Raw genomic sequence first — 22,295 nt, forward strand, 5'->3', positions numbered from 1 at the left:
AAAGAATAGCCGGTTACCTGTGTGGAACCGGCAAAATAGATAGCTAATTTAAAGAAAACTTGGTTAGCACCAAGCCTTAGCGCTGGTGATCGCCATAGTTGCACTTATACTATAGAAAGTATTTTTATACTTTCTTAACGTGCAAGGCATGGTTGTTCGTAATGAGGATCGTTTCTCCTCTTTATCTTTTGTTTTCGCTGATACGTCACTTAATTATTATTATAAAACGAATGACATTTTCGTTTGCTCTTCACTTCTTGAAATTATTTACAGTACTCTTCTACAGCCATTTTATACCAGTCATTTCCTTCGATATCGTTAATGACTACGGCTGGAAAATCTTCTATTTCTATTTTCCGTATTGCTTCTGTTCCTAAATCCTCAAAAGCAACCATTTCAACCTTTTTAATTGCTCTTGAAATTAAAGCCGCGGAACCACCAACGGCACCAAAATAAACCGCTTTATTGACTTTAATAGAATCAACCACATCTTGGTTTCGATATCCTTTGCCTATCATTCCTTTTAAACCTAAATCCAATAAAGTTGGTGTATATTTATCCATGCGGGTACTAGTTGTTGGTCCTGCTGAACCAACAACCGCACCCGGTTTGGCTGGAGTTGGCCCCACATAATAAATCACTTGATTTTTGATATCGAATGGCAATTCTTTCCCTGCCTCCAAATGCTCTACCATACGTTTATGCGCCGCGTCCCTTGCTGTATAAATTGTACCCCAAATAGATACTTGATCACCCGCGTTTAAAGAAGTGATCTCGCTTTCATTTTTAAAAGGAACATCAATTTTTATTCTAGACATGGAATACCTCCATTACAGTATAGCTTTTTTATGTCGACTTGCATGGCAATTTAAATTCACCGCAACTGGGAGGGCCGCAATATGTGTAGGCGCTAATTCAACTTTGACATCAAGAGCCGTCGTACTTCCTCCCATACCTTGAGGTCCTATCCCAAGTTTATTAACATCATTCATAATTTCCTCTTCAAGTTTTGCCACGTGCTGCTGATCACTTCTTTCTCCTACCGGCCTGAATAATGACTTTTTGGCAAGATAGGCACAAATTTCAAAATTACCTCCGATTCCAACACCTACGACAAGGGGTGGGCAAGCATTCGGACCTGCAATTTGAACGGTTTCAAGAATGAAGTTTTTGATACCCTCAAGGCCATCACTTGGTTTCAGCATCTGTAGCCTACTCATATTTTCAGCACCTCCGCCTTTCGCGGACATATGAATTACGAGGTCATCCCCCGGTACAAGCTCAATATGAACAACTGAAGGGGTGTTATCACCTGTATTTTTCCGGTGGATCGGATCATCTACGATTGAATAGCGTAAATAGCCTTCTTCATATCCGTTCCGAACCCCTTCGTTAATCGCATCATATAAACTGCCTCCGACAATATGGCAATCCTGTCCCAATTCAACTATGAAGACTGAGACACCGGTATCCTGACACATCGGAACACGATCAGAAGAGGCAATATTGGCGTTTTCAATCAATTGATTCAATACTTCCTTTCCCATAAAAGAAACCTCTTGCTTGGCTGCATTTTTGAAGGCATTCATTACGTCCTCACCCAGTTCATAATTCGCGTCCTGGCACATGCTCGCAACACTATTCACAATATCTTGGTAGTGTACTTCTTTCACGTGAGCACCTCCTTATTACTAACAAAATTTTAAATTACTTTTTGATCGTGTCTTTATTTTTCAAAACTTTCGTCAATAATTCATTAGCTTGATCAGGAGCGTGATTACGCTTATACACCATAAACGTGCGTTTATATTTAATAACCACCTTTGCATGTTGGTTGTACCCTATTGTTTCCGCCCGAACAATACCAACGTTTGGACGAGATTTTGAATCTCTTTTTTCCAAAATTTCCGAATAAGAATAAATGGTATCTCCTTCAAAAACAGCATTCGGAAGACGAACTTCATCCCATCCTAGGTTTGCCATTACATTCTGGGATATATCTGTGACTGATTGCCCTGTAACTAAAGCAAGTGTAAAAGTTGAATCTACGAGCGGTTGACCGAATTCAGTTTGTTCCGAATAAACATCATCAAAGTGAATTGGATTTGTATTTTGAGTTAACAAAGTAAACCAAATATTATCTGTTTTTGTTACCGTTCTACCAAGAGGGTGGGGGTATATGTCCCCTATTTCCATATCCTCGTAAAATCGACCATTCCAACCTTTTTTCACAGTCATTTGTTTTCTTCCTCCCTAAAAAGTTCCATAATATAAAAGTAAGAGATTGAAAGTTATTTATTAAATTACACCCGTTTCTATCCATTTGTTTATTGTATCTCCCTGAAAGCCACACTCTTTTAAAATTTTCTCAGTATGCTCCCCAAGTTCCGGTATTGCGTTCATTACAGGTGTAAACCCTTCCATTATTACAGGAGGTTTTAATGATCTGATGTTGCCAACAGGTGAAGGTACTTCCTTCCAGCGATCTCTTGCTTCCAACTGAGGATGCTTAAAAAAATCCTGCATTGTATTTAATCTAGCATTTGCGATATCTGCTTTTTCAAGCCTTTCAATGGCTTCTGATGAATTTAAATCTTCAAAAACGCTTTCAATAAGCGATTTAAGCAATTTACGATTCGAATCTCTCATAGAATTATTTTTAAACCGTGAATCAGTAATGAGTTCCGGCCTTTCTAAAACGCTTTCACAAAAGCGTTTCCATTCACGCTCATTTTGCAAGCCGAGAAAAACGGTTTTTCCATCTCCACAATCGAAAGATCCATATGGATATATTGTAGCGTGACTTGCACCAGTTCTTTTCGGATCCTTCCCACTATAACCAGCATAATAAGCAGGATAACCCATCCATTCACCTAGTGCTTCAAGCATGGATATCTCAATTACTGTACTATTACCAGTTCTTTCACGAGTTAGTAGGGCTGTCAAAATGCCTGAATATACATACATACCGGCCGCGATATCTGCCGCTGAAATCCCTGTTTTAGACGGCGTTTCTTCTGTCCCCGTTACAGACACAAGTCCTGCTTCACATTGAACAAGAAGATCGTAAGCTTTTTTATCCTTATAAGGACCCGTCTCTCCATATCCCGATAAATTACAGATGATAAGCTCCGGAAATTTTTCTTTTAAAACTGCCGATCCATAACCCATTCTTTCCGCGGCACCTGGAGCTAGGTTTTGGACAAATACATCTGCCTTTTCTAACAATCTATCAACCACCTGCCTTGAATCAGGGTTCTTTAAATTGAGGGTGATTGATTCTTTTGAACGGTTACACCAAACAAAATGGCTTGACATCCCCTTTACTGTCGTATCATAATGCCTTGCAAAGTCACCCGACTCGGTTCGTTCTATTTTAATTACGCGTGCTCCCAAATCAGCTAGTTGTCGTGTTGCAAATGGCACAGCAACAGCCTGTTCGATTGAAACCACTGTAACTCCTTCTAATGGTAACATCAGGACCCTCCTACTTAAGATTTATCAATTAACAGCTTACGTGGCTTTCAATAGCTTCTAAGAACGGATATATCGTTTCAAGTTGATCAAGATCCATGACCTTCTCAATTAATGAATTTATTTGTTATTATACTAGGAATGAATCTCCGTCTTCGGGATATTGTATCCAATCAACTGTTGTAAAAATGAGCTTAAATGTATTAGTGGCAGATTTTTACTAACCCCTACTTTCAACAAGTGCCTTCCCAGTACGTTTAATATGATCAGAAATCAGTTCTGCAGCTTTGTCAGCATCACCATCTATTACAGCTTCCAATATTTGTCGGTGCTCCCTATTAGACTCATCTATCTGTCCTGGTAGTAATGTGGGAGTATGCTGAGGAAAACCATTCCACAAAGTTTCTATGAAAGATAGTAACCTACTCCAAGTACATCGTTTTATCAGCACATGATGAAAAGTTATGTTTGCATCAATAAATATGTCAGGATCATCAGCATTTTCCATCTTTTCAACTAGATTTTCAAGCTGCCTGATGTCTTCTTTATTTATTTTGGGCACACTGAGTTGTACTGCGAGTTTTTCTAAATTGGTTCTCAACTCATAAATTTCCTTTATATCCTCAACATTCATCGGTTTTACAATAGCCCCTCGGTGTGGTTCGAGTTTGACTAGACCTTCTGTCTCTAAGATCCGTAGCGATTCTCGAATCGGCATCCTGCTGACATTAAGGGACTCTGCAAGTTCCGATTGAATCAATCGTTCGCCTGGTTCGAACTCTCCCTGCAAAATCGCCTTTCTGAGGGCATTACAAACTTTTAATTGTAGAGTATTGCGATCTTCTATTTTTAAATTCAATTTTTTGCTCATAAATATCGCCTTCCATTGCTGTTTAGAATTTTTGATATATGCTTATAGAGTAGCAAATATTGGAATGGCAGTCTATACGGATTTCTAAACAGTTTCTAGGTGCTTGAATACTTCCAGTTGTTGAACTTCGTCTAATCTCAATAAATAATCAATCACTCTTTGCGTCTGATCTTTAAGTGAAGGATAAGCTAAATCTTTAAATTTAATGATTAAGTCCTCTTCGGTAACAGGATTCTCAGGGTCTCCTTTTGGATATTCGGTCCTTTTTTTTATACTCTTCCCATCAATTAAAGAAAACTCAACCTCTGCACCCCATTTTTCAGGATATTGTGATTCTATTACAGGTTCTATCGAGACGTTAATATGTTTCATCACCTCACGAATCTCTTGGTCGTGTAAGCTCCGTTCATCAAAATCGGATAAAGCTACTTTTCCACGTAAAAGTGCCAATGCTACGCAAAACTGAATACTAAATTTAGAAGTGTAGACCGTATCTGGGTTCAGATTATCAGTGATATCAAGCGCTGTCTTATATGTTCTTATTTGAATATTCGACACAATATCCTCATGAAGACCATGTTCATTTAACATCTCCAGTACCATATCCACTGCTGCATGAGTATGTCGACAAGAAGCATGGACCTTGAAGGAGTTCTCAGTTATTTTAAAAACCTCACCTAAACGATGGGTGATTTTCTTAGAGTCATAACAATCGGACATCGCTTTGAAAAATCCCCTATCCCCTTCAAGTATTTTTTTGGCGGAGGTAAAATCTTTCTGAGCCAAAAGAGCGGATATCGTACCGTTATAAGCTGCCTTTCCAGGATGCAGTTGTTTGGACATGGCTCCATCCTCAATGAATTCCCAAAGTCCTGCAGCCTGAGTACCTGCACTTCCTAGGGCATGAACGATTTGTCCTACTTCTAAATCAAGCAGTTTGGCTACAGCTGCAGCCGCACCGAACGTTCCACATGTAGCCGTGTTATGCCAATAGTAATAATGGGAAGGAGACACAGCTTCCCCAATTCTGTAACACACTTCATAACCAACCACTACAGCTGTGATAAGGTCCTTACCGTTTTTTTCTTTCCATTCCGATACTGCCAAAGCTGCAGGTATGACAACTGTAGCTGCGTGGATAATCGATGCTTTATGAATATCATCAAGTTCAACAACATGACTAGATGCACCGTTGACAAATGCAGCTTGAGCCACAGAGGTTATTTTCCCATTTACGGTTGTTGCTTGAGGGTTTCCACCCATTTCTTCAACTAGATCAGAGATCTTTTTTATCGGGACTTTTTCCTTTCCCGCCAGAGCTGAACCAAGCCAATCCAGAATGCATAGTTTTGTAAATTCCACGACGTCTTGAGGTAAATCATGATAATCGGTCCCCTTAATAAATCCCGCTAATGATTTACTTAATTCCATTAGATTTCCTCCTTAAAAGTTTAGAATGAGCGCGGAAGTCCTAGAACGTGTTGACCAACATAGCTTAAAACGAGATTGTTCGTTATTGGTGCTACAATATATAGACGAGCTTCCTTGAATTTCCGCTCAATGTTATATTCAGTTGCAAAGCCATAACCGCCGTAAGTAGTCATTGTCGCATTAGCTGCTTTCCATGTGGCTTCTGATGTCAGGTATTTTGCCATGTTTGCTTCTTCACCACAGTTCTCACCTGCATCAAATAACTCAGCAGCACGGTCTCTCATCAATTTGGCCGCCTGTATTTGCATATAGGATTCTGCTATAGGAAATTGCACACCTTGATTTTTACCAATTGGGCGATCAAACACAATTCGCTCATTCGCATAGTTAACAGCTTTATCAACAAAATACATGCCGTCACCCACACTTTCAGAAGCGATTAAAATCCGTTCAGCATTCATACCACCGAGTACATATCGGAACCCTTTTCCTTCCTCGCCAATCAGGTTCTCAACTGGTACCTTGGCTCCTTCAAAAAAGACTTCGGTTGTAGCATGATTGATCATCGTATCAATCGGACGAATCTCAATTTCATCTGCCTGATCTTCCATATCTAGGATAAACAGACTTAATCCATCTGTTTTTTTATCTACCTGCTCTTTTGGTGTTGTCCTTGCAAGCAACATCATTAAATCAGAATGTTCTGCTCTTGAAGTCCAGATTTTTTGACCATAGATTTCGTAATGATCTCCTACTCGTTTAGCTGTAGTAGTAATACTAGTTGTATCACTTCCAGCAGTAGGTTCAGTGATTCCGAAAGCTTGAAGGCGTTTAGCACCTGAAGCGATATCAGGTAACAGACGTTTTTTCTGTTCTTCGTTTCCGTGTCTGAGCAATGCACCCATTGTATACATTTGTGCGTGTCCCGCACCTGCATTTCCCCCAGATCGATTAATTTCCTCAAGTATGATACTTGCTTCCGTGATACCTAGACCCGCGCCTCCATATTCTGCAGGTATCAATACAGATAGCCATCCATCCTTTGTAAGGGCCTGAATGAATTTTTCTGGATAAGCCTTTTTCTTATCAAGCTCACTCCAATAAGATTCAGGAAATTTACTACATAGTGACTGAATACTATTACGAATAAGTTCATGTTCTTCCTTTTTCTCGGTTAACACTTCCATTAACGTCCCCTCCAAATACAAAATATTCAAATGTGTTTTCAATTCTAGGATACTGTATCCAATTTACTTTTGTCTATACCTTCAAAATATTCAGCAAAATACTTGCCAAATATTCCATGCTTTTTTCATAGAGTATGAAGGCTATAGAGATGTTCCAAACTTCACATCAGAAATTTGTTCTATAACCTTTGCAATGGCAGTGTGATCGATTATTTCTCCGTTTCCTTGTAATGAGGCATACTTCCATAATTGAAAAACTGAACTGGAAACAGAAGCAGGTACTTGTACTCTTTTAGATAGTTCAATAGCTGTGGTCAAGTCTTTATACATGAGATCCAAACTGAATCCAACTTCATACTTTCCTGACAAGATTTGTTGTGCTACTTTATTTTCACTCGAGTTATTCTTGCCTGTACTGTTATTGATTACATTAAGCATTTTGTACGGATCAAGGCCATATTTAATACCGACTGCCAAGGCTTCTAGCGTAATAGATAAGGTCGTAGCGGAGATTAAATTATTCAAGGCTTTGATAGCGTGGCCTGCCCCGCTCTCACCTACGTGGGTGATTTTCGATCCAATGTCCTCAAGAAACGGAAGAACCTCTGATAGAACAGATTCTTCACCGCCCACCATAACAGCAAGATCCCCTTCCTCTGCCCTTTTCACGCCTCCACTTATCGGTGCATCGAGCATTTTAATACCATGTTTCTCTAACACAGTACTGATTTCTTTGGTCACCTCTGGGGTTGAACTTGTCATATCAATTAATACACTATTAGGCTTAAGCCCAAAAATTAACCCTTCCTCACCTAAAACAACTTTTTTGACAATGTCAGCATTGGGTAGGACGGTTATCACGTATTCATTTTCGAAGGAAACCTCTTTAATTGAATCTGCTGTTTTTGCACCCATCATTTCAAAATCGTTAAGCACGTCAGCATTCACATCATACACATGGAGCTGATTTCCCCGTTCTAATAATCGTTTTGCAATGCGCCCTCCCATATTACCCAGGCCAATCAGGCCAAGTTTCATTTCCGTCACCCTTCCGATGATTTATGATTCATAAAGTTGTATGAGATTGCTCTTAAAATATGAATCTTATTCGTTTTCTTCAAACACCTCTTTAGCAATTTTAAAACTGTCAATGGCGGCAGGTACACCGCAATAAATGGCACTCTGTAATAAAACTTCTTGAATCTCTGCTTTGGTAACGCCGTTGTTCAAAGCTCCACGAAGATGAAGTTTAATCTCATGAGGACGATTAAGTGCCGTCAACATAGCAAGGTTGATCATACTACGTGTTTTCTTCGGTAGGCCTTCTCTAGTCCAAATTTCTCCCCAACAATATTCTGTCACCAGCTCTTGCATAGGACGGTTAAATTCATCAGCATTTTCTATTGATCTGTCAACATACTCCGAACCTAGTACGTTCCTGCGAACCTTAAGGCCTTCCTCAAATTTGCTTTTGTTCATCGTTATCTCCTCCACATTTTTTATTTAGAACAACGTTTTATGTTTTTCATCGGCTACTGAATACAGTAGCTTACGTAAACCTGATTTTGTTTCAAATCCAATTCCGGGTACATCCGGTAAACGAACATATCCGTCTTCAACCGGAATATCGTCTGCAAAACCACCAAATGGTTCAAAAACACCAGGATAAGACTCATTGCCTCCTAGTCCTAATCCTGCGGCAATATTTAATGACATTTGATGACCTCCATGCGGGATACACCGCCGAGAAGACCACCCATAATCGTTCAACATATCCAGAATACGCATATATTCAACGAGTCCATAACTTAATGCACAGTCGAATTGTAGATAATCTCGATCGGGTCTCATTCCGCCGTATCGAATAAGATTACGCGCATCTTGCATAGAGAAAAGATTTTCTCCTGTAGCCATCGGGTTTTTATAGTGTTTTGAAAGTTCTTCTTGAAGTGCATAGTCAAGAGGGTCTCCTGCCTCCTCATACCAGAATAAGTTATAAGGTTCTAGTTGTTCAGCGTATTGGACGGCCGTCTCTAAATCGAAGCGTCCATTAGCATCCACTGCAAGAGATTGACCATTTGGGACTACCTCCAATACGGCCTCGATCCTACGTAGATCGTCTTCCAAAGAAGTCCCTCCGATTTTCATCTTTACAATTGAATACCCGAGATCGAGATAGCCTCGCATTTCACTTTGAAGCTCAGCGAACCCTTTTTGTGGTTGATAATACCCGCCTGCTGCATATACAAATACTTTCTCATCCGGTTTTCCGTCCCGATAACGATCGGCAAGCAGTTGGTATAATGGTTTTTCTTCAATTTTCGCAACAACATCCCATACGGCCATATCGAGCGTACCCACAGCTACGGAACGTTCACCATGTCCTCCTGGTTTTTCTCCGGTCATTAACATATTCCAGATCTGATGTGGATCGAAATTGGTCCCCTGGTCATTTAAAATTTCATCCGGATCTGACTCTAGCAACCTCGGTATAAACCGCTCACGCAATAAACTTGTGGGAGCATAACGACCGTTCGAATTAAACCCATAGCCTATCACCTGTTTACCATCTCGAATGACATCCGTAATGATGGCAATCACTGAGGCTGTCATTTTATTAAAGTCGATGTATGCATTACTTATGCTTGATTTAATAGGTACTGTAACCACTTTAATTTCTAGTATTTTCAAATTAAAACACCTCATTTAGTTGCAAATTTTTTAAATGGAACCTATAAGTACGTGTTCAAAAAGTAGTCGAATCAGAAACAAGAAGTTTAAGGGACTAGTCCCAACCCTTTCCACCAAGTTAAGGCAATCAGTACAGTCAGCCCCATCATGAGTAACGTCATATAAAGTCCAGGTACTAGATACTCCCGTTGCGAGATTTGCCCGGAACTGTGAACAATAACATTAGGCATTGTTTCAACTACTAGAATATAACCGTGTAGACATGTGAGTGCAGCTGTAAAACAAATAAATGTCGGATTGATTCCCGCCTCGAGAGCAATTCCTATATATATTGGAATCAAAGTTACTACGGCAGTAGATACATTAGACATTATCAAATGAAAGATCTGTGTTGCTATCAGAATAAATATAACAGCGGATATTGGATCCTGTATTAGGGATAAAACCCACGGAGTTGCCATTACTTCCCCGACCTTTTTGGCTGCACCTGATTCAGTCAAGGCGTATCCCAATGATAGTGTTGCCCCTAGTAAAAATATCGTATCAAAGTTGATTTTTACTACATTAGACCAATTTGCACACCCGATTCTAGGAAGTGTCATCAATACAACGCCTAATATGGCTGGTATACTCAAATCTAACCCGTGAAGCGGTTCTGTCATCCAGAGAAGAACAGTCAGAGTTAAAATCACTAAACACTTTTTTTCCTTACTATTCAAAGGACCAAAATTCGATAGCTTTTTTTGCATTTCTTCCTTCACTAGCAGAAACGATCGTTCCTCTTTCTTCAAGGGAAAGCATTTCATTAAAACAAGCCATGCACCTGGAATTAAAGTCAGCCATAAAGGTAAGGCATAAAGAAACCATTCGAAATATGTGATGTTTATATTGAGAAATTGATTCAACATGTTTACCGTTAAGATGTTTCCGATAGCTGCTGTCATTACTGCAGTACCACTTATTGTTCCTCCAAACGCAACTCCCAGTAAAATCTGTTTCCTTAAATGGCTTTTTGGAGGGGCTCCAATCGTATCTAAAACATCTAATGCAACAGGTAACAACAATGTGGTTCGTACGGCCGCAGCAGGTATGAAAAATGACTGGACTTGAGGTATGACCAGAATACATGCTAACAATCCCTTTGATGTTCCTCCCCATTTAGCTAAAATATTATACGTAATTCTTTTAGCTAAACTTGTTTCATTCACAGCCCTTGCAAGCATCATTCCGCCAATTATCAAAAATACGGCGGAGGAGGAAAATCCGCTATATATCACGTCAATAGAAACCGGTTTCAACAAAAGCAATAAAAGAATAATTAAAGCTGCTGTCAACCCAAGAGGAAGGGATTCGAATACCCAGAGCACTACACCCACAGTTACAATCGCAATCATTTTTCTTGATGGCTCATCGAATGAAGGTGGTAATCCTGTTAAAATAATTACAAACAGAACAATGGCTAGCATTACCCCTGATAGTTGTCTTCTATTAATCTCATAATTCTTATCTGCTCTAGTAATTTCTTTAATCTTACTTTGACTTTCTTTCACTGAAATATTACTCATATTTGTTTCTCCATTTTATTACGCCATTGCTATAAGAGACTTCATAATGACTTGGGATGGGTCATTTTAGCTGGATCAACAATTTCGTCGAATTCTTCCTCAGTTAATAAGCCAATCCTGTTTGAGGCTTCTTTTAAAGTCAATCCTTCTTCATGAGCTTTCTTTGCAATTTTGGCTGCATTTTCATAGCCGATATGAGGATTAAGAACAGTAACAAGCATCAAGGAGTTTTTCAAATTCTTTTCAATCACTTCATAGTTCGGTTCGATACCAATTGCGCAATTATCATTAAAGGAAACCATCGCATCAGCTAATAATCTAGCTGATTGTAAGAAGTTATAGGCAATTACCGGTTTGAAAACATTCACCTGAAAATTCCCTTGACTAGCTGCTAGGCCAATCGTTACATCATTCCCCATGACTTGAGTCGTGACCATCGTTAAAGCTTCACACTGTGTCGGGTTTACTTTACCAGGCATCATCGAACTGCCTGGCTCATTTGCTGTAATGATAATTTCTCCTATTCCGCTTCTTGGACCACTGGCCAACCAACGAATATCATTGGCAATTTTCATCAAATCCGCCGCCAAGGCTTTTAATGCACCGTGAGTAAAGACAACCTCATCATAACTAGTAAGGGCATGAAACTTATTTGAAGCAGGGATAAACGTTTTGCCAGTGAAAGAACTTATTTTTTCAACGGAAATTTCTGCGAATTGTAAGTACGTATTGAGCCCAGTGCCTACAGCAGTGCCAGCAAATGCCAGTTCCTCCATCGTCACATAGCTTCCCTTAATCATTAACTCCGTTTTTTCTAACATACGGTGCCAACCACTGATTTCTTGACCAAGTGTAAGTGGAACGGCATCCTGAAGGTGTGTACGGCCAACTTTTATTACATTGTTAAATTCTTGGGATTTCTTGTAGAACGTTTCTTTTAATTTCAATAACGCTGGTAACACTTGATCTTCGATAGCGGTCACTGCAGCAATGTACATGGCTGTAGGATAATTACAGTTAGAACTTTGCGATAAGTTAACATCGTCGTTTGGATGAATCCGTATATCGCTTCCTGTTTCTTTTAAAAGTTGATTACCTCGATTGGCAATGACCTCGTTTATATTCATATGGGTTTGTGTTCCACTTCCGGTTTGCCAAACAACAAGTGGAAAATGATCCTTTAACTTGCCCTCAATGATTTCATCAGAGGCTTTCACAATCGCTTCAGCTTTTTCAGCACTTAAACGTCCCATTTCGAGATTAGCAAGAGCAGCACTTTTTTTTAATATAGCGAATCCTTTAATTACACCGTCCGGCATTTTTTCGCTGCCTATTCTAAAATTCTCACTACTCCGTTGTGTTTGTGCTGCCCAAAGCTTATCTGCCGGTACTCTCATTTCTCCAATGGTATCGCGTTCTATTCTGTATTCCATCTACTTTGTCTCCCTCAATGAAAACTTGGTAAAACCACGAACTAGTTCCAGATTCCAGTAGTGTGTAAAATAACCCAACTAAAGGTAAGTATTATGATTTTGATCCCTGAAGATTTCCAAAGTTCACTATTTCTTTAGCCTTTTTATATACCGGATAATCAACTAGCTTACCGTTGACCGATATTGAGGCCGACCCTTGTCGTTCAGCTTCTTCAAACTTCTTAACAATTTCTCTCGAATCTTCAATTTCTTTTTCTTTTGGTGAGAACACTTTGTTCACAATTTCAATCTGTTGCGGATGGATCGTAAGCTTTCCTTTAAATCCAAGCTTCTTTCCCTGAATGGCTTCCAACTCCAACTCCTTAGAGTTTCCTAATTCAGGAAAAACGGCATCAATCGGCCCACTTATGTCAGCCGCTCTTGATGCAACAACGATTCGTGAGAGAGCATATAAAAGTTCCCCCCTCCCTGATGTCAACTCACAGCCGATATCTAATGAGTAGTCGATTGAACCAAAAGCAAGTTTTGATATCAATGGATCGGCGCCAGCAATTTCGTATGCAAACTGGACCCCCTTTGCAGTCTCAATAAGAGGAATAACCTTAAATGGAATCGTCCTGTTTTTCGCTTGAATCAATTCTCTTACCTTTTCACAGATGTACGTGATCTGTTCTTTGTTTTCAGTTTTAGGAACAATAACCCCGCTTGCTCCATTTATTACAGAGCAGGCCAAGTCTTTTTCCCAGAATGGGGTAGTAAAGTTATTAATTCTAACGTATATCTGTTTTCTTTCATTCAACTCTTGCAATGCTTGTTTTACTAGTCCCCGTGCAGTATCTTTCTGATCAAAAGCAACGGAATCCTCTAAATCAATGATTACGCTATCAGCATTAGACATCACGGCTTTTTTTATGATAGACATTTCTTTTGCAGGTACAAACAAATATGAACGACATACATTCATGAAACCTTCTCCTTTTTAAGAGATCACTTTGTTAAGAACAAGGATATTTCAGGGAAAATAACTACAATCGCAAGCACTAACACCATCAAGAAGAAAAACGGTACAACACCTCGAACGACTTCACCAACTTTCTCCCTAGATATCCCGCTGACAACAAATAAGTTCAACCCAACAGGAGGTGTAATCATGGCAATTTCTAGGTTGATGGTAAGGATAATTGCAAAATGAATCGGATTGATATTAAACAGTGCCAAAATCGGTAAGAAGATTGGAACTGTAATGAGAATGATTGCAGCTGACTCTAAAAACATTCCCATAATGAAAATCAATAAATTGACAGCAATCAAGAAGATCCATTTATTGGCCACATTAGCATTCATCCAGGAAGCCAGATCCTGCGGTACCTGAGCAACTGTTAGGAACATACCGAAAACGACTGCAGAAGCGATAATCAAATAAATCATTGATGTAATATTAATAGATTCATTGACCATACTCCTAAACTTTTTGAAAGTAAGCTCTCGGTAAATGAACAAAGATACGACAACTGAATATAGACAGGCAAGAAAAGAGGCTTCAGTTGGGGTAACAACACCACCATAAATACCACCCAATATGAGTATTGGAAGTAGAAACCCCCATATGGCTTTAAGGCTTTTCTTCCACCGATTGGACCAGGTTTGTTTAGGTAAAGAGCCGTAGTTATTGATCCTTGCATAAATGATAGCTGTTAAAATTAAAGTCCCCCCTAAAAGAATACCTGGGATTACACCAGCCATAAATAACTGACTAATCGACTCTTCTGCTACAACACCATAAAGAATTAAAGGAATGGAGGGTGGAATTAGAATCCCTAATGTACCAGCACAAGCAATAAGTCCCATTGCATAACGTTTTTTATAGCCTGCATTTACAAGTCCTGGAATCATAATACTTCCGATCGCGGCGGCTGTAGCGGGACTTGAACCCGAAATCGCAGCAAAAATCATACATGCAAGAATCGTTACAACAGCAAGACCTCCACGCATATGGCCAACCCAAGCTTTCAAAGCTTCGATCAAATGCCGAGAGATCCCACCCTTTGACATGATAATTCCTGTAAATACGAATCCGGGTATAGCCATTAATGAAACGTGAGTTAACTGACTAAACATTTTCTGAATAATTGTATACATTGTAAAGTCAATCATATTCAATGCTAGAATACTGGATAAACCGAGGCTTATCGCCACAGGCACCCGAATGAGACAAAGAAAGATGAAAGCCAAGAATAACGCTAGTACCGGACTCATACGGACATTTCTCCTTTCTTATCATTTGAAACATACTCCTCATGCTCCAAATGAACTACGTCTCCAACTACTTCCTTTTCATCTCCGATAATAGCTTTATAGGTTTTGAAAGCAAAATAAATTCCGAGTAGAGCCATGGAAAAAGGCAAGATGAGATACGTCAGCCAAATAGGTATTCCGAGAGCAACTGTTACATACCCAGTCCCATATTCGTCAATCACCATTTTCACACTCGTAACCAGCATGAATATGGCAAAACCTAATCCGAATAGGTTGCTTATGACTGCCACTATTCTTTTTACTGGTAAAGGGAGTCGATCATAAACGACGTCAACCGCAATATGATGGTTTTCTTTGAGGGCTCTTCCGAAGCCTAAAAAAATTGCCCAAGGTAATAAAATGCTAACAATTTCAAGGATTCCGAATTGTGGAGAATTCAGGACATAGCGCATGAAAACTCCATATAAAATGATCACAACCGCACTCAAAAACAAAATAGCCGTGATGAACTCTTCTATATGATCTAGCCATTTTAATATTTTTTTCATATAATCCCCCTTAGAATTTTTTAATGCATTTCTCAGAACAGTACACACCCCTCCCGGTCAGTACTTACATTAAATGAAGGAAACCGCTTTCAAAAATTCATTTTTACTATTAACTTGTACCTCCTTTCTGAAATATTATAATTTTTTGAAAATTAATAATAGATTTAGTAGGTAAAGAAATGCTTTTGTAATTAAAATAATTAAGAAAAGCGCAAGCGCCCTGCTTAGCCACGAAGGTCACTGGAAGACCGACGAGGAGGCTGTTGCCGCCACAGGAGGACTGAAGTGATCCAAGTGGTTGGGCGCTGAAGCTGGACATTACATCCATGCCGCAAACTTTTATACTTTCTTAACGTGTAAGAAAAGCGCAAGCGACCGTTTAGGTCCGACGGGCGCTGGAGCTAGACATTACATAGATGTTGCTTTTAAGTATGGCTTAATTCGATCTGTATTTTCTTTATTAATGTAATAAGTATGGATGGGACGTCCTGTCTTTTTATAATTCATTTCAACGGAAACCATCTCTATTTCTGCTAAAAACTTCAGGTATTTACGCATTGATACTCTTGATACTCCAACTTGAGCCGCAAGGTTTTCAGTAGAGAATTTTTCTTTACTATCCATAAGAATTGTATCGACCACACGCTGAAGTGTCTGTTGTGTCAAACCCTTTGGAAGTACTGCACGCTGATTCACCACCATTTTATTCTGACGCAATAATTGATTGTCCAGCTCTTCCTGAGCAATACTACCTTTTTTGTTCATTAGCTCAAATTCTTCCTTGTATTTCATTAAAGCACTATTAAATCGCTCAAATTCGAATGGTTTAATCAAGTAATCTACCGAACCGAGTCGCAACGCGGATTTAATACTTTGAATATCACTAGCAGCAGATATCACAATCGCATCAATACTTTTATCCTTATTTCGAATTTCCACCAGCAATTCAATTCCGTTCTTACCTGGCATAAAGATATCTAATAATACAAGATCTACCTTGTATTTTTTAATAAAACCCATAGCTTCTTTAGCATTCTTAACAGCCCCGGCACAAGAAAAACCTTTAACAGAACATAAATATTTTTTATTGATTTCAGCAACCATCGGATCATCCTCAACAATCAATACTCTTATCACGATGCTTCCTCCTTACCCTTATATGGGATTTGTACTATAAACGTAGTGAAGTCGTTGTTTGTATTGAGGTGAATACTCCCCCCCATTTTTTCTGTACATTTTCTGACTAAAAACAATCCGAATCCACGATTTTCTCCTTTCGTCGAGAACCCTTTCTTAAAAATCTTTTCTCTTAACTCTGCTGGAATCCCACCATTATTGTTATCTCTAACAGCTAATGAAAATGCCGCTCTATCATACTTTAGCTCTACTTCAATCTTTGTGTTATCACAAACTTGCCCTGCTTCTATCGCATTATCGATTAAATTTCCGATAATTGTAATGATATCGTCCATGACCTCTTGATCTTTCGGTGGAGGCAACACGGTTTCCCCTTGAATGTTAAGTTTGACCCCCTGTTCCCGGGCATAGCTCATTTTACTTAATAAAAAACCCGCTAGAACTGGGTCTTTGACAAGACGTGACACAGTGCCAACCTCTATTTGATAGCTAGAAGTAATTTGTCGAATGTATAATGTAAGCTTATCGTATTCCCCTATATTGACCATTCCGAGAATGACATGTAGTTTGTTCATAAATTCATGGCTTTTTACACGTAACGCCTCAGCGTACATTTTTACGCCTGTCAACTTTTCTGCAAGTTGTTTTAACTCCGTTTTATCACGAAACGTTGCAATGGCCCCTACAACTTCATCATCAACCTTAACTGGTACGCGATTCACTACAAAAGTCATTCCCCCCATATCCCGTTCCTGATCGTGTTCTTCTTTACCATTCTCTAAGACACTAGTCAAATGGGAAACTGGCATATAATCTTCAACTTTTTGACCGATTGGATTACCTTGAATACCTGCTTTTTCAAACATACGTATCGCTTCAGCATTCGCTATCACAATTTTGCTTTCCTTATCAACGGCTATGATTCCTTCCCGAACGGACTCCAACATCGCGTCACGTTCCTGCCACAAATTTGCGATTTCAGATGGCTCCAGTCCAAATAAAATTTTTTTTACTCTTCCGGCTAGAAATAGCGCACCTATAATCCCTACTACGATTCCAAGTCCTACTCCTACATAGATAATTTGCTTACTTTTTGCTACTGCCATTTGTACCCTGTCCAATAATAACCCAACAGAAACTGCACCCACCTGTTTTCCTTCGCTGTTATAGATCGGTTCAAACGCCCGTAAAGACGAACCTAATGTCCCTTCTGCGATTGAGGTATACTCTTCTCCATTCAACGCCCTGATTTCATCTCCACCGACAAAGTGCTTTCCTATTTTCCACTCATCTGGATGGGATTTCCTTATACCTTTCATATCCATCACAACGACAAATCGGACATCGGTTAACTCGCGAAGTTTCTTTGCGAAAATCCTGATATCATCCTGGTCTCTCTTTTGCTCCAGGCCTTCAATAACGATAGGAGAATGACCGACCATCCTAGCAACATTCATCGTTTTTTGTTCTAACTCCTTTCTTGTTTGGTCTGTGACTTCTTCACTTATTAAAATGCCTGTTACTGAAAAAGCTAAAATAACAACAATACAAACAAACAATACAATGGCCGTATGCAAACTTAAATACTTTTTACCAAACTTCATAATACCTCCTTAAGTTTAAAAAATTTGAATTAATTACATAACGGATACTGTATCCAATCTAAAAAAACGGAACACCTTATCCAGATGAAAAATTGCACACTTCACTTACTTTAGTTACAAAAATATTTCTTTACCTACACAAGCTATGAACTCTTTTCAGAAAATTATAACATATTCAATATAAAGTTTGGGAGGTGTCCTTATTACTAAGTGTAAAGAATTCACTTCTTTTGTTTCCTTTGTCACTTAAACTTTGAAAGCGCTTACTACTCTTTCGGTTCATTACTAACCATCATCCTAAGGAATTACTAATCAACTTTTTAAAGGGGGATATATTGAAATGCAAAGTATTAAAAAGGGTTTTATAATATTGGTTGGCCTAATAATGGTTTTTACACTCACAGCCTGTGGTGGTTCCGAAGACGCGTCATCATCATCTGGGGGAAACGACAGCAGTGGGATTAAAGAAATGACAATCAAAATCTCTCACGTTGTTGCTGAAAATACTCCGAAACACAAAGGTGCCATGGCTATGGCGAAATATATTGAAAAAAACTCTGATGGAAAAATCAAGGTACAGGTATATCCAAACGGTCAACTCTTCGATGATAAAACTGAAGTCAAAAACCTTAGGGCTAACAATGTTCAATTCATTATTCCAGATATGTCAAAAATGGTCGGTATGAATCCAGCTTTCAACATTCCATCCCTTCCGTTTATATTTAGTAGTAATGAGGAAGCGTACGCTTTTTGGGATGGGGAAACAGGACAAGAAGTTCTTAAAAGCCTTGAAAGCGAAAAAATTATCGGTTTAAAAATGTGGCCAAATGGTCCAAAACAAATTACAAATACCGTTCGTCCCATTAAAACACCTGAGGATCTTGATGGCTTAAAAATTCGTGTGCAGGGAGGACAAGTGCTAGCTAACCTCTTTGAAACACTCGGCGCAGGGCCACTACAACTTCCTTTCGGTGAATTGTATACAGCACTGGAACAAGGTACCGTTGACGGGCAGGTGAACACATTTAGTAACATCTCAACTAAAAAACTTGGTGATGTGCAAAAGTATATTACGATCAATTGGGGAGCAGCAAGAGTTGATTATGCTCTTTTGACAAACGAAAAGTTTTGGAATGGACTGAACGATGAAACAAAAGAATTGATTCAAGCTGGAATTGATCATGGAACAAAACAGGCAAGGTCCCTTGCAGAACAACTTAATCAAGAAGGTTTCAAGAAAATCAAAGAACGAGGAAACATGGAAGTTTATGAGCTGTCTGATGAAGAACGAAAGGTTTTCCAAGAAACTTTACAACCGGTATACGATAAATTCGAGGAACAAATCGGAGCGGATGTTATTAAGGCCGCAACGGAAGCAACTGCTGAATAGAATATTACTTAATAGAAATGAAAAACGCCGTACAAAGCGTTTTTCATTTCTATAATACGAGGAGATATAATATGAAAAAATATGAAATTGCTGTACTTCCTGGGGATGGTATTGGAAAAGAGGTTGTACCACCCTCCCTTGAAGTTTTACATACCATTGCAGACGTACATGGGGGATTGTCTTTTGAATTTACGGAATTTCCATGGAATTGTGATTACTATCTTGAAACAGGTAAGATGATGCCTGAAAACGGATTAGAAATCTTACAAGGATTTGATGCGATTTTTCTCGGAGCTATTGGGAACCCACAACTTGTCCCTGATCACGTCTCATTATGGGGCTTGTTACTAAAAATACGCCGTTCATTCGAACAGTCGATTAATATACGGCCAGCAAAGTATTTTAAAGGCTTAAGATCCCCTCTTGCTAATCCAAATGACTTTGATCTTATCGTGGTCAGAGAAAATAGTGAAGGAGAATACAGTGAAATAGGTGGACGTATTCACAGTAACGAAAATGAAATGGCCATACAAAATGCCATATTCACACGTAGAGGTACAGAAGCAGTAATGCTTTACGCTTTTGAGTTAGCTGGGAGAAGAAGAGCCCATTTGACAAGTGCTACAAAGTCCAATGGTATTTTTCATACGATGCCATTTTGGGATTCTGTATTTAATGAAGTGAAAGAGGATTACCCGAACATCGATACTTCCTCTTATCACATTGATGCATTGTCAGCTTTCTTTGTCACAAAACCAGAAAGCTTCGACGTCATTGTGGCTAGTAATTTATTTGGTGATATTTTAACTGATATCGGCGGAGCAGTGATGGGAAGTATCGGAATCGCACCTGCTGCAAATATCAATTTAAATGGAAAATACCCTTCAATGTTTGAGCCAGTACATGGTTCCGCACCAGACATTTACGGTAAAGGTATTGCCAATCCAATCGGGCAAATATGGACAGCCAAAATGATGTTGGACCATTTTAACGAAGAAGAACTTGGACAAAAATTATTAAATGTTATTGAACATGTAACAGGAGACGATATCAAGACACCTGATATAGGTGGAACTGCAACCACAAAAGAAGTTTCAGATGAAATTTGTAAAAGGTTGAAGGAACTTTAAGAGTATCACTAGCATTGTTACTAACCGAGTTAAGAAGTGCACTAAGAAAAGCGCAAGCGCCCTGCTTAGCCCCGAAGGTCACTGGAAGATCGACGAGGAGGCTCGGCCCAAACAAGTTCGGCCCTGCGTGGGAATATTATACATGGAGTACTTCAGTGTGTTGCCGCCACAGGAGGCCTGAAGTGATCCAAGTGGTTGGGCGCTGAAGCTGGACATTACATCCATGCTGCAAACTTTTATACTTTCTTAACGTGTTAAAAAAGGACCCTCAATCTTTCAGTGAACCTTAAAAGAACAGACGTCCTGATTGACGTCTGTTCCTTTTAAGAATATTTAATTAGAAATCAAAATTGTCTGGATCTGGACTCACTCTCTTGTTTTGATTCAATTGATTAATTCGTTCCATATCTTCTGCTGATAATTCAAAATCATAAAGCTTAGAGTCTTCAATAATTCTGTATTCTTTATCGACTTAGAAAGAAAATAACTACCCGATTTTGTAAATTCCATTTCAGAATAACTTGGGACGTTGACTTCTTATACTTTGTGCGTGTTTATTCACTCTTTTGTTCTGGATTGACTTCACTTGAACTCATTATTTCAATTTCTTTTAATGCTTGGGATGCTAATTGGTCCGCTTCCCGATTCCTCTTTCGTGATACTAGTTCATAATTTGGATGAATACCTAACTGCTTCAGTTTATGATCAACTCGTTCAGCCCATTTTGATAATTCCTCTTCCAAACACGGCCATTCACCATTTAACTGATTGATGACAACCTGGGAATCGCCGACAAATTTAACTTGCAGATGATGGACATTTAATAGCTCTAATTCTTGCAATCCGAGGTAAAATGCAGCGTATTCTGCCTCGTTATTCGTGTTTAGTTCTTCGACCAAAGTATTTTTTCGAAGCCGCAATGATTTTCCATTTTGATCATAATAGATGGCACAGCCTAAGCCTGATCTTTTGGTTTCTAGATCAAAACCACCATCAAAATAGACGGTTACGTTGTGGGGCTCAGTCTCGATCCCCTTCAAAAATTTCTTTAATTCCTTCAAGTTCCATGTACTCTCAAGGCTATCAATGAACGTTATATTTTTTGCACGCCCTGTTCTCTCTAAATCCTCAGCTATTAGTATGCCGTCCTCAGCACTCATCCCATCTGAACTGAATGTTGTTACTTTTCCTTTTGGTGTTTTGTATGTTAATTCGATTCTGACAATCACAATAAGCCCTCTTTTCACACAAGTTTTATTTTTTGGGACAAATGGAAAATCAACATTATTATAGAGCTTTTTTTATTTCTTAATATGCCAAATCCAATGTCCATTTATAATCCAAAAACAATAACTATCATTCACTCGCTATTACAGTAATAATGTTTAATTTTTTTATTAAATGAATCAATTTCATAATTCCATAATTTAAATAGACACAGACTTACAGAAATCAATTTTTTCATAATTTTTTTCAGTTTATGCTGCTGCTTGTTGTTGATTTAAACTGGCATTGATACGGTCTACAGCTAGTTTTGAAGCATTATAAACTAAAGTCACCAGGTCAAAATGGACTTTC

20 protein-coding genes and 1 pseudogene are annotated in these 22,295 nt (G+C 38.9%); 2 read left to right on the forward strand and 19 right to left on the reverse strand.

Features of this window, described 5'->3' with window-relative positions:
* Positions 1–263: 263 nt before the first annotated feature.
* From NON16_RS19605 to dcuS, 17 genes are all read right to left on the reverse strand, one after another.
* Positions 264–818 carry a Fe-S-containing hydro-lyase gene (locus NON16_RS19605; RefSeq protein WP_257351118.1) on the reverse strand — a complete coding sequence of 185 codons (555 nt, stop codon included), beginning with the start codon at positions 816–818 and terminating at the stop codon, positions 264–266.
* A 12-nt stretch (positions 819–830) separates the two neighbouring features.
* Positions 831–1,673 (reverse strand): fumarate hydratase, encoded by an 843-nt coding sequence (locus NON16_RS19610; RefSeq protein ID WP_257351119.1) that lies wholly within the window; start codon positions 1,671–1,673, stop codon positions 831–833.
* A gap of 34 nt (positions 1,674–1,707) precedes the next feature.
* Complete coding sequence (locus NON16_RS19615; RefSeq protein ID WP_257351120.1) at positions 1,708–2,238, reverse strand: MaoC family dehydratase; 531 nt, start codon at positions 2,236–2,238, stop codon at positions 1,708–1,710.
* 60 nt (positions 2,239–2,298) lie between these two features.
* Positions 2,299–3,477 carry a CaiB/BaiF CoA transferase family protein gene (locus NON16_RS19620; protein WP_257351121.1) on the reverse strand — a complete coding sequence of 393 codons (1,179 nt, stop codon included), beginning with the start codon at positions 3,475–3,477 and terminating at the stop codon, positions 2,299–2,301.
* A gap of 217 nt (positions 3,478–3,694) precedes the next feature.
* The gene (locus NON16_RS19625) at positions 3,695–4,345 is read right to left on the reverse strand and encodes a GntR family transcriptional regulator (RefSeq protein WP_257351122.1); all 651 of its coding nucleotides are present in this window, start codon (positions 4,343–4,345) and stop codon (positions 3,695–3,697) included.
* A gap of 84 nt (positions 4,346–4,429) precedes the next feature.
* Positions 4,430–5,776 carry an MmgE/PrpD family protein gene (locus tag NON16_RS19630; protein ID WP_257351123.1) on the reverse strand — a complete coding sequence of 449 codons (1,347 nt, stop codon included), beginning with the start codon at positions 5,774–5,776 and terminating at the stop codon, positions 4,430–4,432.
* A gap of 20 nt (positions 5,777–5,796) precedes the next feature.
* Positions 5,797–6,963, reverse strand: coding sequence for an acyl-CoA dehydrogenase family protein (locus NON16_RS19635; RefSeq protein ID WP_257351124.1), 1,167 nt, complete (start codon positions 6,961–6,963; stop codon positions 5,797–5,799).
* Between the two features lie 141 nt (positions 6,964–7,104).
* Positions 7,105–8,001, reverse strand: a complete 897-nt coding sequence (locus tag NON16_RS19640; RefSeq protein WP_257351125.1) for an NAD(P)-dependent oxidoreductase — start codon at positions 7,999–8,001, stop codon at positions 7,105–7,107.
* Positions 8,002–8,067: 66 nt separating this feature from the next.
* Positions 8,068–8,442 (reverse strand): 4-carboxymuconolactone decarboxylase, encoded by a 375-nt coding sequence (pcaC, locus tag NON16_RS19645; RefSeq protein WP_257351126.1) that lies wholly within the window; start codon positions 8,440–8,442, stop codon positions 8,068–8,070.
* A gap of 24 nt (positions 8,443–8,466) precedes the next feature.
* Positions 8,467–9,654, reverse strand: coding sequence for a mandelate racemase/muconate lactonizing enzyme family protein (locus NON16_RS19650; RefSeq protein WP_308216638.1), 1,188 nt, complete (start codon positions 9,652–9,654; stop codon positions 8,467–8,469).
* Positions 9,655–9,740: 86 nt separating this feature from the next.
* On the reverse strand, positions 9,741–11,219 hold the full coding sequence (locus tag NON16_RS19655) for an SLC13 family permease (RefSeq protein ID WP_257351128.1): 1,479 nt from the start codon (positions 11,217–11,219) through the stop codon (positions 9,741–9,743).
* 41 nt (positions 11,220–11,260) lie between these two features.
* Positions 11,261–12,652, reverse strand: coding sequence for a class II fumarate hydratase (fumC, locus tag NON16_RS19660; RefSeq protein ID WP_257351129.1), 1,392 nt, complete (start codon positions 12,650–12,652; stop codon positions 11,261–11,263).
* A 91-nt stretch (positions 12,653–12,743) separates the two neighbouring features.
* The gene (locus NON16_RS19665) at positions 12,744–13,616 is read right to left on the reverse strand and encodes an HpcH/HpaI aldolase/citrate lyase family protein (RefSeq protein ID WP_257351130.1); all 873 of its coding nucleotides are present in this window, start codon (positions 13,614–13,616) and stop codon (positions 12,744–12,746) included.
* Between the two features lie 23 nt (positions 13,617–13,639).
* Positions 13,640–14,908 carry a TRAP transporter large permease gene (locus NON16_RS19670; RefSeq protein ID WP_257351131.1) on the reverse strand — a complete coding sequence of 423 codons (1,269 nt, stop codon included), beginning with the start codon at positions 14,906–14,908 and terminating at the stop codon, positions 13,640–13,642.
* Positions 14,905–15,456: a TRAP transporter small permease gene (locus tag NON16_RS19675; RefSeq protein WP_257351132.1), complete on the reverse strand. Its 552-nt coding sequence runs from the start codon at positions 15,454–15,456 to the stop codon at positions 14,905–14,907. The genes NON16_RS19670 and NON16_RS19675 overlap by 4 nt, the downstream gene beginning before the upstream one ends.
* A 408-nt stretch (positions 15,457–15,864) precedes the next feature.
* Positions 15,865–16,593 (reverse strand): response regulator, encoded by a 729-nt coding sequence (locus NON16_RS19680; RefSeq protein WP_257351133.1) that lies wholly within the window; start codon positions 16,591–16,593, stop codon positions 15,865–15,867.
* Positions 16,590–18,197, reverse strand: coding sequence for a DcuS/MalK family sensor histidine kinase (gene dcuS, locus NON16_RS19685; RefSeq protein WP_257351134.1), 1,608 nt, complete (start codon positions 18,195–18,197; stop codon positions 16,590–16,592). The genes NON16_RS19680 and dcuS overlap by 4 nt, the downstream gene beginning before the upstream one ends.
* Positions 18,198–18,537: 340 nt before the next feature.
* Here dcuS and NON16_RS19690 point away from each other — a divergent pair, with 340 nt between their 5' ends.
* Together NON16_RS19690 and NON16_RS19695 are read left to right on the forward strand one after the other, a co-directional pair.
* The gene (locus tag NON16_RS19690; RefSeq protein ID WP_257351135.1) at positions 18,538–19,587 is read left to right on the forward strand and encodes a DctP family TRAP transporter solute-binding subunit; all 1,050 of its coding nucleotides are present in this window, start codon (positions 18,538–18,540) and stop codon (positions 19,585–19,587) included.
* A gap of 71 nt (positions 19,588–19,658) precedes the next feature.
* Positions 19,659–20,717, forward strand: a complete 1,059-nt coding sequence (locus NON16_RS19695; RefSeq protein WP_257351136.1) for a tartrate dehydrogenase — start codon at positions 19,659–19,661, stop codon at positions 20,715–20,717.
* 337 nt (positions 20,718–21,054) lie between these two features.
* On the opposite strand, the pseudogene NON16_RS19700 reads toward NON16_RS19695, so the two are convergent.
* Positions 21,055–21,265 (reverse strand): annotated as a pseudogene (locus NON16_RS19700) (aldo/keto reductase); the annotation flags it as partial.
* 6 nt (positions 21,266–21,271) lie between these two features.
* Positions 21,272–21,946 (reverse strand): reverse transcriptase-like protein, encoded by a 675-nt coding sequence (locus NON16_RS19705; protein ID WP_257351137.1) that lies wholly within the window; start codon positions 21,944–21,946, stop codon positions 21,272–21,274.
* Positions 21,947–22,295: the final 349 nt, after the last annotated feature.

Origin of the sequence: Pseudalkalibacillus decolorationis, from assembly GCF_024609785.1 — a bacterium.
In the GTDB taxonomy this organism is placed as follows: Bacteria; Bacillota; Bacilli; order Bacillales; family Fictibacillaceae; genus Pseudalkalibacillus; species Pseudalkalibacillus decolorationis.

What these genes read in the sequence shown, in the direction of transcription:
- NON16_RS19615 (WP_257351120.1), bottom strand. Translation starts at nt 2,238, where the DNA reads ATGACTGTGAAAAAAGGTTGGAATGGTCGATTTTACGAGGATATGGAA.
- NON16_RS19675 (WP_257351132.1), bottom strand. Translation starts at nt 15,456, where the DNA reads ATGAAAAAAATATTAAAATGGCTAGATCATATAGAAGAGTTCATCACG.
- fumC (WP_257351129.1), bottom strand. Translation starts at nt 12,652, where the DNA reads ATGGAATACAGAATAGAACGCGATACCATTGGAGAAATGAGAGTACCG.
- dcuS (WP_257351134.1), bottom strand. Translation starts at nt 18,197, where the DNA reads ATGAAGTTTGGTAAAAAGTATTTAAGTTTGCATACGGCCATTGTATTG.
- NON16_RS19640 (WP_257351125.1), bottom strand. Translation starts at nt 8,001, where the DNA reads ATGAAACTTGGCCTGATTGGCCTGGGTAATATGGGAGGGCGCATTGCA.
- NON16_RS19655 (WP_257351128.1), bottom strand. Translation starts at nt 11,219, where the DNA reads ATGAGTAATATTTCAGTGAAAGAAAGTCAAAGTAAGATTAAAGAAATT.
- NON16_RS19695 (WP_257351136.1), top strand. Translation starts at nt 19,659, where the DNA reads ATGAAAAAATATGAAATTGCTGTACTTCCTGGGGATGGTATTGGAAAA.
- NON16_RS19630 (WP_257351123.1), bottom strand. Translation starts at nt 5,776, where the DNA reads ATGGAATTAAGTAAATCATTAGCGGGATTTATTAAGGGGACCGATTAT.
- NON16_RS19625 (WP_257351122.1), bottom strand. Translation starts at nt 4,345, where the DNA reads ATGAGCAAAAAATTGAATTTAAAAATAGAAGATCGCAATACTCTACAA.
- NON16_RS19665 (WP_257351130.1), bottom strand. Translation starts at nt 13,616, where the DNA reads ATGAATGTATGTCGTTCATATTTGTTTGTACCTGCAAAAGAAATGTCT.
- NON16_RS19620 (WP_257351121.1), bottom strand. Translation starts at nt 3,477, where the DNA reads ATGTTACCATTAGAAGGAGTTACAGTGGTTTCAATCGAACAGGCTGTT.
- NON16_RS19605 (WP_257351118.1), bottom strand. Translation starts at nt 818, where the DNA reads ATGTCTAGAATAAAAATTGATGTTCCTTTTAAAAATGAAAGCGAGATC.
- pcaC (WP_257351126.1), bottom strand. Translation starts at nt 8,442, where the DNA reads ATGAACAAAAGCAAATTTGAGGAAGGCCTTAAGGTTCGCAGGAACGTA.
- NON16_RS19635 (WP_257351124.1), bottom strand. Translation starts at nt 6,963, where the DNA reads ATGGAAGTGTTAACCGAGAAAAAGGAAGAACATGAACTTATTCGTAAT.
- NON16_RS19670 (WP_257351131.1), bottom strand. Translation starts at nt 14,908, where the DNA reads ATGAGTCCGGTACTAGCGTTATTCTTGGCTTTCATCTTTCTTTGTCTC.
- NON16_RS19690 (WP_257351135.1), top strand. Translation starts at nt 18,538, where the DNA reads ATGCAAAGTATTAAAAAGGGTTTTATAATATTGGTTGGCCTAATAATG.